Annotated in this window: 13 protein-coding genes and 3 pseudogenes; 6 read left to right on the top strand and 10 right to left on the bottom strand. The window is 54.3% G+C overall.

Annotated elements, in window-relative coordinates:
• Nucleotides 1-116: 116 nt before the first annotated feature.
• The gene (locus ACCD00_RS10980) at nt 117-1,022 is read right to left on the bottom strand and encodes an NAD-dependent epimerase/dehydratase family protein (RefSeq protein WP_413424368.1); all 906 of its coding nucleotides are present in this window, start codon (nt 1,020-1,022) and stop codon (nt 117-119) included.
• A 148-nt stretch (nt 1,023-1,170) separates the two neighbouring features.
• Between ACCD00_RS10980 and ACCD00_RS10985 the strand changes: the two genes are divergently transcribed.
• Both ACCD00_RS10985 and ACCD00_RS10990 read left to right on the top strand, forming a co-directional pair.
• On the top strand, nt 1,171-2,091 hold the full coding sequence (locus tag ACCD00_RS10985) for a LysR family transcriptional regulator (RefSeq protein WP_413424370.1): 921 nt from the start codon (nt 1,171-1,173) through the stop codon (nt 2,089-2,091).
• Between the two features lie 121 nt (nt 2,092-2,212).
• Nucleotides 2,213-2,995, top strand: coding sequence for an SDR family NAD(P)-dependent oxidoreductase (locus ACCD00_RS10990; protein WP_413424372.1), 783 nt, complete (start codon nt 2,213-2,215; stop codon nt 2,993-2,995).
• Nucleotides 2,996-3,058: 63 nt separating this feature from the next.
• Here ACCD00_RS10990 and ACCD00_RS10995 read toward each other — a convergent pair whose 3' ends face one another.
• The 6 genes from ACCD00_RS10995 to ACCD00_RS11020 all read right to left on the bottom strand — a co-directional run bounded on the left by ACCD00_RS10995 (nt 3,059) and on the right by ACCD00_RS11020 (nt 8,786).
• Nucleotides 3,059-4,228 carry a M20 aminoacylase family protein gene (locus tag ACCD00_RS10995; RefSeq protein WP_413424374.1) on the bottom strand — a complete coding sequence of 390 codons (1,170 nt, stop codon included), beginning with the start codon at nt 4,226-4,228 and terminating at the stop codon, nt 3,059-3,061.
• Between the two features lie 25 nt (nt 4,229-4,253).
• Nucleotides 4,254-5,486: a diaminopropionate ammonia-lyase gene (locus tag ACCD00_RS11000; protein WP_413424376.1), complete on the bottom strand. Its 1,233-nt coding sequence runs from the start codon at nt 5,484-5,486 to the stop codon at nt 4,254-4,256.
• 115 nt (nt 5,487-5,601) lie between these two features.
• Entirely contained in the window at nt 5,602-6,378 is a 777-nt protein-coding gene (locus ACCD00_RS11005; protein ID WP_413424378.1) for an amino acid ABC transporter ATP-binding protein, read from the bottom strand.
• Nucleotides 6,371-7,036, bottom strand: coding sequence for an amino acid ABC transporter permease (locus ACCD00_RS11010; RefSeq protein ID WP_413424380.1), 666 nt, complete (start codon nt 7,034-7,036; stop codon nt 6,371-6,373). Before ACCD00_RS11010 ends, ACCD00_RS11005 begins: the two co-directional genes overlap by 8 nt.
• 8 nt (nt 7,037-7,044) lie before the next feature.
• Entirely contained in the window at nt 7,045-7,686 is a 642-nt protein-coding gene (locus tag ACCD00_RS11015; protein WP_007979518.1) for an amino acid ABC transporter permease, read from the bottom strand.
• Nucleotides 7,687-7,802: 116 nt separating this feature from the next.
• Entirely contained in the window at nt 7,803-8,786 is a 984-nt protein-coding gene (locus ACCD00_RS11020) for a transporter substrate-binding domain-containing protein (protein WP_413424382.1), read from the bottom strand.
• A 260-nt stretch (nt 8,787-9,046) separates the two neighbouring features.
• Here ACCD00_RS11020 and ACCD00_RS11025 point away from each other — a divergent pair, with 260 nt between their 5' ends.
• The gene (locus ACCD00_RS11025) at nt 9,047-9,511 is read left to right on the top strand and encodes an Lrp/AsnC family transcriptional regulator (RefSeq protein ID WP_413424384.1); all 465 of its coding nucleotides are present in this window, start codon (nt 9,047-9,049) and stop codon (nt 9,509-9,511) included.
• A 59-nt stretch (nt 9,512-9,570) separates the two neighbouring features.
• Here the strand turns inward: ACCD00_RS11025 and ACCD00_RS11030 are convergent.
• The 3 genes and pseudogenes from ACCD00_RS11030 to ACCD00_RS11040 all read right to left on the bottom strand — a co-directional run.
• Nucleotides 9,571-9,714 (bottom strand): annotated as a pseudogene (locus ACCD00_RS11030) (proline racemase family protein); the annotation flags it as partial.
• A 209-nt stretch (nt 9,715-9,923) separates the two neighbouring features.
• Complete coding sequence (locus tag ACCD00_RS11035) at nt 9,924-10,223, bottom strand: hypothetical protein (protein ID WP_413424386.1); 300 nt, start codon at nt 10,221-10,223, stop codon at nt 9,924-9,926.
• Between the two features lie 1,856 nt (nt 10,224-12,079).
• Nucleotides 12,080-12,517: pseudogene (locus tag ACCD00_RS11040) on the bottom strand (MFS transporter); the annotation flags it as partial.
• On the opposite strand from ACCD00_RS11040, the pseudogene ACCD00_RS11045 reads away from it, so the two are divergent.
• The 3 genes and pseudogenes from ACCD00_RS11045 to ACCD00_RS11055 all read left to right on the top strand — a co-directional run.
• Nucleotides 12,481-12,633 (top strand): annotated as a pseudogene (locus tag ACCD00_RS11045) (hypothetical protein); the annotation flags it as partial. The pseudogenes ACCD00_RS11040 and ACCD00_RS11045 sit on opposite strands and share 37 nt — an antisense overlap.
• A gap of 55 nt (nt 12,634-12,688) precedes the next feature.
• The gene (locus ACCD00_RS11050; protein ID WP_413424388.1) at nt 12,689-13,228 is read left to right on the top strand and encodes an MFS transporter; all 540 of its coding nucleotides are present in this window, start codon (nt 12,689-12,691) and stop codon (nt 13,226-13,228) included.
• Nucleotides 13,229-13,323: 95 nt separating this feature from the next.
• Complete coding sequence (locus tag ACCD00_RS11055; RefSeq protein ID WP_204124316.1) at nt 13,324-14,427, top strand: GlxA family transcriptional regulator; 1,104 nt, start codon at nt 13,324-13,326, stop codon at nt 14,425-14,427.
• Nucleotides 14,428-14,529 lie beyond the last annotated feature (102 nt).

Consider the following 14,529-nt stretch of genomic DNA (forward strand, 5'->3'; position numbering starts at 1 on the left):
CGATCACCCTGGTTGCACGTTTTTTTATGGGTGTGATTTGTCCGGGATAGAACATTCGTCAGCGCATAAAAAAGCTCACCGAAGTGAGCTTTCAAAGTCTCGGCAGTTCGCGGTTATTACCATTGAACCCCGCTGTTCTCGATCCACTGCAAAATCGATTCGCGCTTTGGCTTCCAGCCGAGCAGGGTGCGCGCATTGACCGCCCGCACGCGGCTGTTGGAGCCGATGGCAAAGCGCGCCCAATCCCCAAGCTTGGCAATTGCATCATCGGCCGGCCAACTTTGAATCTCGCCGCCAAAGCCAAGGGATTTACTGATGGACGCAGCGATTTCGAGGAACGATGCTTCGCCGTTCTCGGCGAAGAACAACGAGGCCGACGGGGCCTTCTCGATGGCCAGACGATAAAGCTCTGCCAGATCCTCGATGTGCACGTTGGACCAGCGATGCACCCCGGCGCCCATGTAGGCCCCGGCGCCATATTTGCGCGATTGCGCGAACAGCTTGGGCAGCTGATCGCTTTTTGCCGGCAACCCCAATGATTCGCCGTAGATCATGGTCGGGCAGAACACGATGCTGCGAATGCCTTGCTCGACACCTGCGCGCCGCACGACCTGGTTGATGTGGACCCGATCCTTGCGGATGTCCATGGGGGTGAATGGCGTCTCGTCGGTGAAGATCTCGGCACGCTCATAAGCACCGCGAGCATCGTCACCCACAACACTTGAGCCTGAGGTGTGCAGCAGTACTTTTCCGCTGCCGCTCAGAGCGCTGATAAAGGTTTGAACCGAGGCCAGATGATCCGAGTTGGCCGCATTCACGACAGCGTCTGCTGCACGCGCCTGTTCGCTGAGAATGAAAGCGTCATCCAGGGTGCCGAGCACAGGGGTGATGCCCAGCGCCAGCAGCGCACTGCGCTGTTCCGGGTTACGCAGCAGGCCACTGACTTCATGACCCGCATCTACCAGATATTTGGCAATCGAACCGCCGATGTAACCGGTCACACCGGTAACGAAAATTTTCAATGTTCTGTCTCCTTCGCATCTTGAGTTTGCCCGGCCTTTACTTGAAACAAAGGCGCGGTCATTCCTGGTTAAGGAATCTCTTCACGATACGACGAGGTCCGTTTGTGAGCTAGACTGCTCTAACTACAAGTATCTGTGAATACAGTTCATGCTAAATCTCAAAGACATCAACCGCTCTGGCGAAATGGAAGTGTTCACCCGAGTCGTCAATGCAGGCACGTTCTCCGAGGCCGCCCGGCGTTTGGACATGTCGCCCTCGGCGGTGAGCAAGTTGATCGCCCGATTGGAAACGCGGCTGGGTGCGCGTTTACTTCATCGCTCGACCCGACGCCTTGAGCTCACGGCCGAAGGCGAGCGATTCAACAATGAATGCCTGCGTATTCTTGAGCTGATTGACTCCGCCGAGCGTGATATTGCCAATGTGGCCAAACCTAGCGGGTTGATTCAGGTCAATGCCAACCTTCCTTTTGGCCTGCATTGCCTGCTACCGCAATTGCCTGATTTTCTGGCGGCTTACCCTGACATCACCCTGAACGTAGAGCTGACCGATACCGTTGTGGATCTACTGGAGCGACGCGCGGATGTCGCGATACGTACCGGACCGATGAAGGAGTCGAGCCTGGTTCAGCGTCGGCTGGGTGAAAGCCGAATGATCACGGTGGCTTCACCCGCGTACATCGCACGATACGGTCAGCCGAAAACCCTGGATGACCTGCAACGACATAATCGGCTGAGCTTTGGTTTTCATCGTCATTCGCAGGCCTGGGTTTATCGCGACGCCGAAGGCCAGCGCATCGAGATTGAACCCAAAGGCAATGCGTTGCTCAGTGATGGCGAGAGCATGCGTCAGTCTGCGTTGGCTGGTTTGGGTATCGCTCGACTCGCGAGCTTCCATATCAATGCCGATATCGAGTCGGGGCGTTTGATGCCGCTGCTGGAGCAGTTCAACAGCGGTGAAACCGAGGCCATTCATGCGGTGTTTATCGGCCCTGGACAGCAACTACCCCATCGCGTCAGGGTCTTTATTGATTTTCTGTTGGAAAGGATTGGCCCGCATCTCAAACCTTAATGACGGCAGGTCAAGCACCCATTTTCAGAGTTTTGTTAAAGCAGTCTTCTGCAACCCTTGAAAGACTTCAGCCCGAGCCTGGGGCAAGATTTTGCGCATAACAACAAACAAGGCAGCTTTCATGGATTATCAACTGACTGGCAAAACCGCACTCATCACAGGCGGGGCGACAGGCATTGGCAAGGCCATCGCCCAACGCTTCATCCTCGAAGGTGCAAAGGTTGTCATTAGCGGGCTTTTGGCAGACGAAGTGAATGCGGCGGTTGAAGAACTGGGCGACTCCAGCAGTGGCCTGGTTGCCGATCTGACGCAGGACGGGGCGGCGGAGCGCCTGGTCAACATGGCTCTGGAGTCCGGCCCGATCGACTTCCTGATCAATAATGTCGGGATATTCGAAGTCAGGGATTTCTTCGAAACAGACGATGCCCAGTGGTTTCATTACTTCAACGTCAATGTCATGAGCGGTGTACGCATGACTCGCCTGGTGATGAAGGCAATGCTTGATCGCGGACAAGGTTCAATTGTGTTCATCAGCAGTGAATCCGCAGTCAAGCCGCAGCCGTGGATGGTTCACTACGGAGCGATGAAAACGTGCCTGTTGGGCATTTCCCGGGCGTTGGCGGAATTGACCAAAGGTACCGCCGTACGGGTCAACTCGATACTGCCGGGGCCAACCTGCACCGATGCAGTCAAGCGCTATCACCGGGAAATCGCGCAAGAGAAAGGCATCTCGGCGCAACAGGTGGTACACGATTATTTTGACGAAACCGAACCGACATCCTTGATCAGACGCATGATCGAGCCCGAAGAGGTGGCCTGCAGTGTCCTGCACCTGGCAGCTTCGCCGGCGCTCAACGGCATGGCCATGCGCATTGAAGGTGGAACCATACGGTCGATACTTTGAACGGGGACCGGCTCTCTCACCCTTGCGAAAGGACAGCACTTCACCGTGCTGTCCTCTTCTTGCCTATCCCGCGGACAGGGCAGTCCGGGCCACCTCAGCGAAATAATGCGCACCGGTGGTCAGGACATTGTCGTTGAAATCGTACTTGGCGTTGTGGAGGGGAATACCCCCTTCACCCGCCTTTTCGCCATTGCCGATGAACACAAAATTGCCGGGGACGCCTTGAAGAAAGGCACCAAAATCCTCCGAGATCATCATCGGCTGGATTTCAGCATTCACGTTGTCTGCGCCAACGATTTTTATCGCGGCAGCAACAGCGATGGGGGTGCACTGCGCCCAGTTCACCGTAGGTGCGAACTCGTGGGAGTATTCGAACTCGCAGGAGGCACCATGGAGCTTGCAAATGCCTTCGGCGATTTCTCGCATCCGCATTTCCAGCATGGCCTGGACGTCGGGCGCATAGCTGCGAGTGTCCCCCTTGATCACGACATTGGTTGGAATCGCATTGCGGATTCCATCAGTGATGAACTCTGTGCATGAAATCACCGCCGGAACGCTGGGGTCGAGGTTTCGGGAAATGATGGTCTGCAATGCCAGCACGACTTCAGCCGCGATGACGATTGGGTCAACCCCCATGTGCGGGCGTGCCGCATGCGTCCCCTGACCCTTGATTCGGATAACGAAGTTATCTTCACTGGCCATGATCCCCCCTGAGCGAGTCGCGATCGATCCTGCGGGTAGCCCGGGCATGTTATGAGCACCGTAGATCGCATCAACAGGAAAGCGCTCAAACAGGCCATCGGCGATCATCGCTTTTGCACCACAGCCGTGTTCTTCGGCCGGCTGGAAAATGAAACGCACGGTGCCATTGAAATCGCGACTTTCGGTCAGCAGCTTGGCGGCTCCGAGGATCATCGTCATGTGACCGTCGTGACCGCAGGCATGCATCTTGCCGGCCGATACGGAGGCGTAATCGCGTCCAGGTGCATCTTCATGGATATGCAGCGCATCCATATCGGCACGCAGGCCTACGACCGCCGGACCATCACCGATCTTCAGACTCGCGACCAACCCCGTGCCACCAATGCCCCGGTGAACTTCCAGGCCCATCGAGGCGAGCGCATTGGCAACGTAGTCAGAGGTCTGCAGTTCTTCGAAGCCGACCTCGGGATGTTGGTGCAGGTGATGACGCCAGCTCACAAGCTGTGCGTGGAAATCGTCTTGGTTGATCACTGGAGCTGCTCCTTCTCTCTTCTAGTCACAGGTGTTTTTGTTTCTGCCATTGGCGCTGGCGCTCGATCACCGCTTCCCCGGATTCACCCACCAGACTTTCGTATACCGTTGGTGCAGTGGCACCTTCGGTGCTGATGATCAGGATTCGAGAGTCACTGTTGATGCCGATTTTTCTGGCGGCCTCTGAATCGCGCACCAGTATTTGAACAGCCGCCAGACCGGCCACCCCCGACTCACCGGCAACGATGGGAATATCGTTTGCGCTCCCTTGAGCAAGCTTGCGCATCGCGGTTACAGCTGCGTGGTCAGCGATGGTCAAAAAGAAATCGATGCTCGGCTCGAGGAATCGCCACGCGAGGGGAGAGGTTTCACCACAGGCCAAACCCGCCATGACGGAATCTACCGAGCCTGTCGCTTTCGCAGGACGTCCCTGAACCGCGCTTTGATAAAGGCAGTCAGCCTGTCGGGGTTCAACCATCACGAAGGCAGGTCGTTGACCTTGATAAATTTCCCAGAGGTAGCTGCTGATCCCGGCTGCCATTCCGCCGACTCCCCCTTGCAGGAAGACGTGGGTAAAGGGGCAGGGTGCCTTCGTATCACCCGTGGTTTGCTCTATCAGTTCGGCGGCGATGGTGCCGTAGCCCTGCATCACATCCCGAGGGACAACCTCATAACCTTCGTATGAAGTATCGGAAACGACGGGCCATCCGTTCTGCTGCGCAACCTTGGCCGTGTGCTCGACAGACTCATCGTAGTTGCCTTCAATGCGGACGATGCGGGCACCGTAAGCTGCAATCGCAGCCTCGCGCTCGGCACTCACGTTGGCGTGCAAGACAATGACACATTTGCAGCCGACGCTTTGAGCGGCGGCAGCCAGGGCCCGGCCATGATTCCCGTCGGTGGCACTGATAACGGTGAAGTCACCCAGACGTTCTCGATACATGCCTGTAATAAGCCCTTTGGGGTCAAAGGATTCCAGGGGCATGAGGCGCAGAATCAGCCTGATCAACGCGATGGGCGCGCCGAGCGCCTTGAAGCTGGCCAAGGGGGAGCGTGTCGACTCATCTTTCACCCAAAATCGGGCGACACCAAGCTCTGCTGCAATGCCGGGAAGCTCCCACAGCGGTGTTGCGTCCTGGCTCAGATGCTCCCAGCTCGATAGCCAGTCTCGTGATTCATGTGCTGAGCCGACGCTCATGACTTCCTTGAGGTCGGCAGGATAAGGGCAACGAGAGGCGCGAGGATTTACGAATAACATACCGGTTCCTTGTAACTCATTGAGAAGTGGTGTGTGGACGGGCGCAGACAGGCCACCATCCCTATGGCATGAATGGCGTTGCGTTGGATGCAATGTCAGCGCGTGACAGGGTCAGTCATGCGGTAGTCGTTCTGTAGCGCCCTAAAAACTGGCGAACTCGCTCACTCTCTGAATTCGTGAAGAACTTTTCCGGTGCAGCTCGTTCAATGATCTGTCCTTTTTCAATGAAGACGACTTCATTTGATACGGCGCGAGCGAACTCCATTTCATGAGTGACGATGACCATGGTGAAACCGTCCTCGGCCAGCGAGCGCATCACTGCAAGGACTTCACCGACTAGCTCCGGATCGAGAGCAGAGGTCGGCTCATCGAACAGAATGACTTCAGGGTTCATCGCCAGGGCTCTGGCAATGGCTACGCGTTGTCGTTGCCCTCCCGACAAAGACCAGGGGTAAGCATCGTGTTTATGAGAAAGGCCTACCTTTTCCAGCAGTGCAACGGCGTGATCGTTGGCATCCTTTCGGCTTACGCCCATGACATGAATAGGGGCTTCGGTCACGTTCTGGAGCACCGTGAGATGCGGCCAGAGATTGAAACTCTGGAACACCATGGCGGTTCGAGCGCGCATGGCAGAAAGCTCGCGGTTTGACATGGGTTTAACCCCACCGCTCTTGACACCCATGCGATCCCCGCCGATGTAGATCTCACCGTCGTCAGGCACTTCCAGCCAGTTGATGCAGCGCAGCATCGTGGATTTACCTGAGCCTGATGAGCCCAAAACGCTGACGGTCTGTCCTCGTTCAACCTTGAGGTTGATTCCGCGAAGAACCTCGATACCGGCGAAGTGCTTATGGAGGTCACGTATTTCAACGACTGGAGCTGACTTATTCATGTACCAATCCTCTTTTCTGCGCCCGCCGGCCAAGGCGACGTAATAACGCCTCTACACACAATGTGATGGACCAATAGAGAACAATCACAAATATGAAAGGTGGTAGCGGAACGAAATATTTAGCTTGAACAGCAGATGCCGCAGCCGTGAGATCCATCAGGGTAATGATCGATAAAAAGGCGGTGTCCTTCAGCAGGCAGACTAATTGGTTGCCAAACAGCGGTCCTGAACGCATCACCATTTGCGGTAGCAAGATTCGCCAATACATCTTGGAGTTGATGAAGCCATGAGCATAGGCAGCTTCTGCCTGCCCGGAGGGCAACGAAGTTCTCGCAGCACGGAGAATCTCGGCGAAATAAGCACCGTGATAAGTAATCAACGCAATGAACCCGGCCGACCAAACATCCATGCGAATGCCAACGTTAGGAAGACCGTAATAAAGCAGATATAGAAAAATCAGGAACGGCAGCATCCGCATGAGATCCAATCCCCCACGTACAAGCCGTCTGGGAATATTGTCCCGCCCCTCTAACAGGAAGGCGATAAAACAGGCCAACAAAAATGAAAACACCGCCGATACGCAAAAAAGTATGAGGGTGTTCTGGAGGCCAATCGAGAACACATACAGGTTGTCCCACAGCATTTTAATTCCGTTCATGGGATCCCCTACATGGCCAGGCGCTTGGCGCGCGAATCTGCGATCCGCTGGAAGCGAACAAGGCCACCAATGATCAAAATATAAAGAAGGCCTGCCGCAAGGATGGGCGGAAGCGGATCGTAGGTAACAGCAGCAATTCGGTTGGTGACACGGGTTAAATCCACAATGCCAATCATTGCTATCGCCGGACTGCTTTTGACCAGGAGAGACATTTCATTCACCAGCCCGGGAAGACTTGTCGTCAACATCTGCGGAAGCATGATGCGTCGCAGGGTCAATCCCGTGGTCATGCCCGCTGCTTTTGCCGCCTCCAGTTGTTCGCGCGAAAAGCTGGTCAGGGCGCTACGCCAGATCTCGGCGTTAAATGCGGTGGTATTGATAGTCATCGCCGCAATGGCAACAACTCGCGCATCGACTTCCCAGCCAACCGAAGGTGCTATTACAAACAGAAATAGAACCAGGGTGACCATCGGTGTAGCCCTGATCAAGCTGACATACACAGCGAGAGCCTGACTGACTACGGGGATTTTTGCTGCACGCAACATCGCAACAACCAGCCCCAGAATGATGCCGAATACTATTGATACGCCGGAAACCCAAATGGTCGTCCAGCCAGCATAAAGTAGAGTGATCCAGTCACTGCTATCCATTGAATACGTCCTTCGAACAAGTCCTTTGACTCTTTGCTATCTACCGAGTCAAAAGAATAAGTTGCCGACCTGACCATCGTTGACAACACTTTTTGCCAACGATGGAGGCGCTCAGGTTATTTCGCTGTCAGCTGTGTGAATTGTTCCCCGGATGTAATGGGATCGTGCGGCAAATTGTCGAATGATTGCCCGAGCCATTTCTTCTGCAGCTCAGCGAGCTTGCCAGTTTCGCGCAAGTGGTTGACAAAACCACTCAGATAATCGAGTAGTTCCTTGTTGCCCTTGGCCACTGGCCAAGCGATATAGCCCATACTTGAAGTAGCCTCGCCAACGGCAAATACCTTTGGTCGCTCTTTTACCAGCATGTTGGCAGGGACGATCGAATTGACGACGTAGTCCAGCCGATGATTGGCCAAGTCGGCATACGCCTCCGGGTAAGATTGATATTGAACTATCTTGCCTATCGCTCCGCCGGAGGCTTTCAGTTTTGCATCCAGTTGCGTCAATCGTGCCAGTTGGGCTCCACCGGCCTGTACACCAACGGTCATCCCCGAAAGACTTGAAATATTCTTGATGCGGTCGTCGTCTGCCCGTTTTATGTAATACGAGACCTCGGGGGCAACCGGTGCAACGAAGTCAAACGCTCCCAACCGCTCCTCAGTAACGCCAGCACCCGTGATTGCTGCGTCGTATTTACCGGATGTGACACCGGCCAGCAGGCCGGTCCAAGGCATAATGTCTTGGTTTACCTTGAATTGTGCGTACTTGCGCAGCTCCGCGATAACGTCCTTGTGAAAGCCGTCCGACTCACCATCCTTGATAAACTCAAAGGGATAATAGCTGTCTTCAGTTGCAACATTGAGTGTGCCGCGACTTTTGATCTCTGCCAGGCTGGCCGCATTAGCCATGCTGGTAATACCAAGGGTAGTGCTGAGGATAATACTCGCCGCGCTAATTGCGAGAAGACGACTCGCTTTGAACATGAGACTTCGGTCTGTGCGCTTTTCTTGAACGATATGCATCGTGAAACTCCCATTGGATAAGTGGCGGGGCAGTACCAAACTAAAAGCTGCGATTGCTGTTGGGATAGCTTTGATCATGCTTTCTCCGCTCTTATTGTTTTTTGCAGTTGAAGGCGCAGCCCTTGCCTGACAGGCAGGTGGGATAGAAGGATGCTAATGCGTCGGGTGCGCACGATTGCTCGAAAATCGAGTCGTCAAATGCATCATCGTTGCGTTTTCAGTATTTTGTTGCGCAGGTTGGGGGAGAAGGTGCAAGAGTGGAGGGGCTTTACGCAACGAATGAGCGTTCAGTGCGCTTTTCTGCTGTAATGGGTTCGCCCAAGCGAAGGAGACTCAAGATGCAACTTGATGCCTATGACCGAAAAATCCTCAGCTTCCTTCAAGAGAACAACCGGATTTCCCAGCGCGAATTGGCAGAAGGCGTGAACCTGTCTCCCTCTGCAGTCAATAGAAGAATCGCAGCATTGGAAGCTGCAGGTGTAATAAAACACAACGTCAGTATTGTGGACCCTGCTGCTGTCGGGCGCCCCATCACCGTTATTGTCGAAGTCAAGCTCGAGAATGAGCGACTTGACTTGCTGGATGAGATAAAAAAGCGCTTTGTTAGTTGCCCACAAGTGCAACAGGTTTATTACGTGACGGGCGACTTTGATTTTTTGTTGGTGTTGAATGTCAAGGATATGACTGAGTATGAGCAACTCACTCGTGAGCTTTTCTTTTTTGGGAATATCAAGCAGTTCAAGACATTCGTGGCGATGCAGAACAATAAGAGAACTTTCGCGATTCCCATGGATGCCGAGTGAAATGCAGATCCGTGCAGGCCGGCAGCGCGGACTTGTCCCGCGCCACCGGTTCAGCGCCCCTATAGAGGTGAACCTGCAACTGAGGTCCCGTCACCTCCTTCCACAGGCCAGGTGTCGGACAGGCGATAGCCCGCGGGGAAGGGGTCCGACGGATCGAGGGTATGTTGATGCGTTCCGGTAATCCAGGCTTGTCCGGAGATCAGAGCTGGCTCTTCAGCGCGTGAGTCGCCTGGGTTATGTTCGCGGTCATTGATGTTGACATAGGCATGCTGTGAACCCTGATTGATATCCGTGGTGTAGAGCTTGATAAGCTCTCCGCGGGGGATGCCAGTCTCCAGCAGCAATTCAATCATTAGCCAATTACGCAACTGCAGTCGTTCCGGGAACGGATTTTCCACAGCGCTGGGGCGAATTAATGTGCGAATGATTCTGTCAGGCTGCGGTAACGAGTGCGGTCCGGTCGAACATTGATGATATGGCTCTCAAAACGCCGCTCAATGACATCGGCGACATCTGCACATACCACCTCAATGTTAGCCAGGGTGGCTGAGTTCTGACGGGCGCGCGGGATGTACCGGCTGACACACCAGGACAGGTACTGCTTCAGCAACTGCAGATATTGGTCACGGCTACGCGGGTCGATCTGCAGAAAAGGTGCCGTTGCAGCCGTGCCAATTTGACCTGAAGAGAACCGGCACTGAATCAGCTTCATCGGCAGCCACCTCAATCTATGACTCGCCATGAACACGAAGGACATGGCCCGTTGACAGAGTGGACGTCAGAAGCAGGTTTGTCGAATCAAGGTCTTACGACGCTCATGAACATTTCTAACATAGCCCGCCGTTTAACATAATATACATTATGCGAACCGCCATATACGGGCCTGAGGGGCTCTGGTGATGTCGAGATTTCTGAAATATGCGAAAAAACAGTTAAATATGAGAAAAGTCAAAAAATCAGGCAGTTACGCAAAAACACTTGTGCTGGAGATCAAGTCAGCATCGACGTCTACTCGCTTAAATATGCGTCCAACCAACTGCGTTGCAACCCAATGTTAAGCGCCTCGACTCCAAGCATTGGACTTAACCTAGGGCTACACCCATGAGTTCCATCTGACATTTTAGCTTTTCGCGCCTGCACAGGTGTATGCCTGTCGTCGGAGCCCGCAGTTCTCGGAGAAATCGCGTGAAATTGCCCTAGATTCGCGTGTGCGCGCACCGTATGCGAGTTCGCCTTTCCGTTTGATTTAAGGCGTCTTTTTGGGGTGCGTTTGTTCGTTTACGGCATTACTTACGTCACAGATCCAGCTGCAAACACGTCGCTATGCGAAATCTGCAGCGTTCAGCGTGGAGTTGGTGCCTAGATTTCAAGGTATGCCACACGTGGAAAACACAAACATCCATTGATTCGCATGCAGACGCTGACGGTTTGGCGATGCACACGTTGCGCTCACCAAAACCTGGGTCGATGAAAAGCTCAGTGAAATGCTCGTCCGGTACCGTTGTTAACCACAATTTTTACTTGTTAACCACCGTAGTTAACAAGTCAAAAAACAAGTTTACAGCGTAATAATGAATCTACGTGTTAACCTTGATTTGCCTAGCACGCCTGGGATTTCAAAGCTGCGTAATGCTGTTCGAGCTATGGAGTTTGCCGGTTGGAATGCTTACCTTTACTATCACTTGCACCGCTCTGTCAGCCGCAACTTCCAATTTTTCAACACCCTGCTAGATTAGATTGGACCACGTCAGAGCGGCCTGACGCCGCGTGTCTGGCGAGAGATATGAGCTCTTGAAGATGGTCTACCGCCAATGGGAACGTGATGACCTCTACGTGGAGTCATTAGCTAACTCAACTAAACGGCTATTTAGTTGAGTTAATCCCAAGTGTTCTATGACCAAGGGTCAGATTTATCGCCGGTGTTTTCTTTCCGCATATAGCAAGCCGCGAATAGGCTGACCGGATGGATGCCTGGAGTGCCGCAAAGCTCTTCGAGCTTATCAATCGCAGGACTGGTGCCACCTCGTTCGAGCAGGCTGCGGACACTCCGCATTTGCGCTGACAGAGAACGGAAATGCTAAGCACACGCCAAAACCATTGCTAGCTGCTCGGCATGAGGCCGAAGCGCCTCGTCTGGCTGGTTTCGCTATTAGTATCGAGTACCGACTCCTGTCGCTCAGCCTAAGCAAAGGTGAAAACATGAGCCCGTTAGCAGCATCGCCAGCGACACTTTCTCGCATTTTTAACGAGACAAAACTACCCCTGTAGCGCCTCGCGCTGTCGACCATCTCAAACGTCACCTATCGCCGACGGCGGTCTCATGATGATGGGTGTCTGCCCTCCTCCTTCAACCGAATTTTCACCTTTGGGAATTGACGGAAATTCAGAGCCTTTTATGCCTATGACTATGGCGACGGTGGTAGCGCCATTTATGTCGCCAACTCTTACTACTCTGACTTCAACCTGAAAGATGAGCAGTCCTGGCAAGGGAAACAAGAAAGGCGAATTGCGCGGCGATTGGCAAAAACGCTTGGCGCAATCACGCTGAACCAAGGTTATTGACGATGGCTACCTATTGAGTGATCGATGTTCCAGATAGCGCCCACCGATACTTACGATTAGGTACAGAAGCAACATACCTCCTGCGATACCAAGAGTCGCCGGCGCTCCAAATCGTGCCGCGACCAACCCCGCCAGCATCCCGCCTATAGCCTCAAATCCGAATCGCATGGCGATATAGAATGCGACTAGGCGACCACGTAGCGAGCTTGGTGCGCCGCTTTGCAACTGCATATTTGTGCTCACGTTGCTCATCGTGATGCCGAAGCCAAGCAGCACCAATCCAAATAATGCCATCGGCAAGCTTCCGGCGAGGAACACTCCCAGCAGCGCGAAGCCGCAGACAAGCGCTCCACCATCGGTGAAATATCGCAAACGAGACAGCGATCCACTGAAGGCTAAAATCAGGGTTGCCACGAAAGCACCAGCACCGGCGGCACCCCATACACGGCGGCCTCGGTGGCCCAGATGGTCTTGCCATCGATGCAGATAGCAATCTCTACATTGCCCATACCGGTTTCGGCTCAATCTGGAAACTATCAAAAGTCGCAGAGCCTCTGCAGCGCATCGTCTCCTGTGCCGGCATCAGCAATACCAACCTGGCGTTCGGTGGCGAGGATGGTCGGTATCGGCATTTGGCTCCCGCAAATCATCAAAAGCCTCGGTATCGCCAGCGGCATGGTAGGACTGGTCGTGGCCCTCCCCTATCTGCTAGGTGCGATTGCCATGACTCTATGGGCTCGCTTGGCCAATCAAAGCCGACTACGCTTACCTTATGTTGTGGGCGCTTTGTCGATGGCTGCTGCGGGGCTTGTCGCTGCGGCATTAATTGAGCATCCAGTTTTGAAGATTGCCTGCCTCTGTTTAACTGTCGCAAGCATCCTTTCCTTCCAAGCGACGTTCTGGGCAATCCCATCAACCTTCCTCACTGGTCGTGCCGCTGCTGGTGGGCTTGCAATGATTGTATCAATCGGCAATCTCGGCGGATTTACGGGCCCCTTCATGATTGGCCTGATCAAAGATGCCACCCATAGCTACTCGATGCCTTTCTTCGCGGTGGCGGCAATACTTTTGGTTGGGACATGCTTGATGGTGTGGCTGGGAGATCCCGCTCGACTAAAGCCAGAGAATCACCAAGTAGCCACTAGCACTGCCTAATTGGGTCAATACCAGTAGCCCGCCATTTGCTGGATGGGTAATAAAAAGAGCCCGCGCCTAGGGCCGCCACTCGCTTTGTGTGAGGAGATACCGCGATGACGACGCTCAACTCCGGGGCCCAGCCCCAGAACCGCACGCCACAATCCATAGGCTTTCTGCTGCTGGATAATTTCACATTGATTTCCCTGGCCTCGGCGGTCGAACCGCTGCGTATGGCCAACCAGCTATCGGGTCGTGAGCTGTATCGCTGGTCTACCCTGACCGTAGATGGCGGTCAGGTGTGGGCCAGTGACGGCCTGCAAATCACCCCCGACGCCGCCATGCACAAGGCCCCGACCCTGGACACTGTGATCGTTTGCGGTGGCATCGCTATTCAACGCACCGTTACCCGTGAGCACATTACTTGGCTGCAGAGCCAGGCGCGTCAGTCCAAGCGCCTCGGCGCGGTGTGCACCGGCAGTTGGGCATTGGCCAGCGCCGGCTTGCTTGATGGATTCGATTGCAGCGTGCACTGGGAATGTCTGGCCGCCATGCAGGAAGCCTTCCCGCGAGTGAACATGAGCACCCGGCTGTTCACCCTCGATCGCAACCGCTTCACCAGCTCCGGCGGCACCGCGCCGCTGGATATGATGCTGCACCTGATCAGTCGCGATCACGGTCGTGAACTGTCGGCGGCGATCTCGGAAATGTTCGTCTACGAGCGCATCCGCAACGAACAAGATCATCAGCGCGTGCCACTCAAGCACATGCTCGGCACCAACCAGCCGAAGCTGCAGGAAATCGTCGCACTGATGGAAGCCAACCTGGAAGAACCGATTGATCTGGATGAGCTGGCCGTCTACGTTTCGGTGTCGCGCCGTCAACTCGAGCGCCTGTTCCAGAAGTACCTGCACTGCTCGCCATCGCGGTACTACTTGAAACTACGCCTGGTTCGTGCACGGCAACTGCTTAAGCAAACGCCGATGTCGATCATCGAAGTGGCGTCTATCTGTGGCTTCGTATCTACACCACACTTTTCCAAGTGCTACCGCGAATACTTCGGTACTCCGCCACGCGACGAGCGCGTTAGCTCCAACACCGCGAAACACGTCGCGATGATTCCGTTGCCGCAAACCCTGGTGCTGTCACCGTTGTCCAGGGCGTTGTCGACGCTCAACGACGCCCGCGACGAATCAACCTTTGCCAGCGTCCGTCTTTAGGTTTTGCATCATGCTGAGCCGAAAACTTATTTTCTTCCCAAAATGCGGAGCGTTGAAGGGTGATGCATCTATAAAACCACTACAGTCGGTCGCACCTAATGC

Origin of the sequence: Pseudomonas sp. Pseusp3, assembly GCF_047304225.1 — a bacterium.
In the GTDB taxonomy this organism is placed as follows: domain Bacteria; phylum Pseudomonadota; class Gammaproteobacteria; order Pseudomonadales; family Pseudomonadaceae; genus Aquipseudomonas; species Aquipseudomonas fluorescens_CD.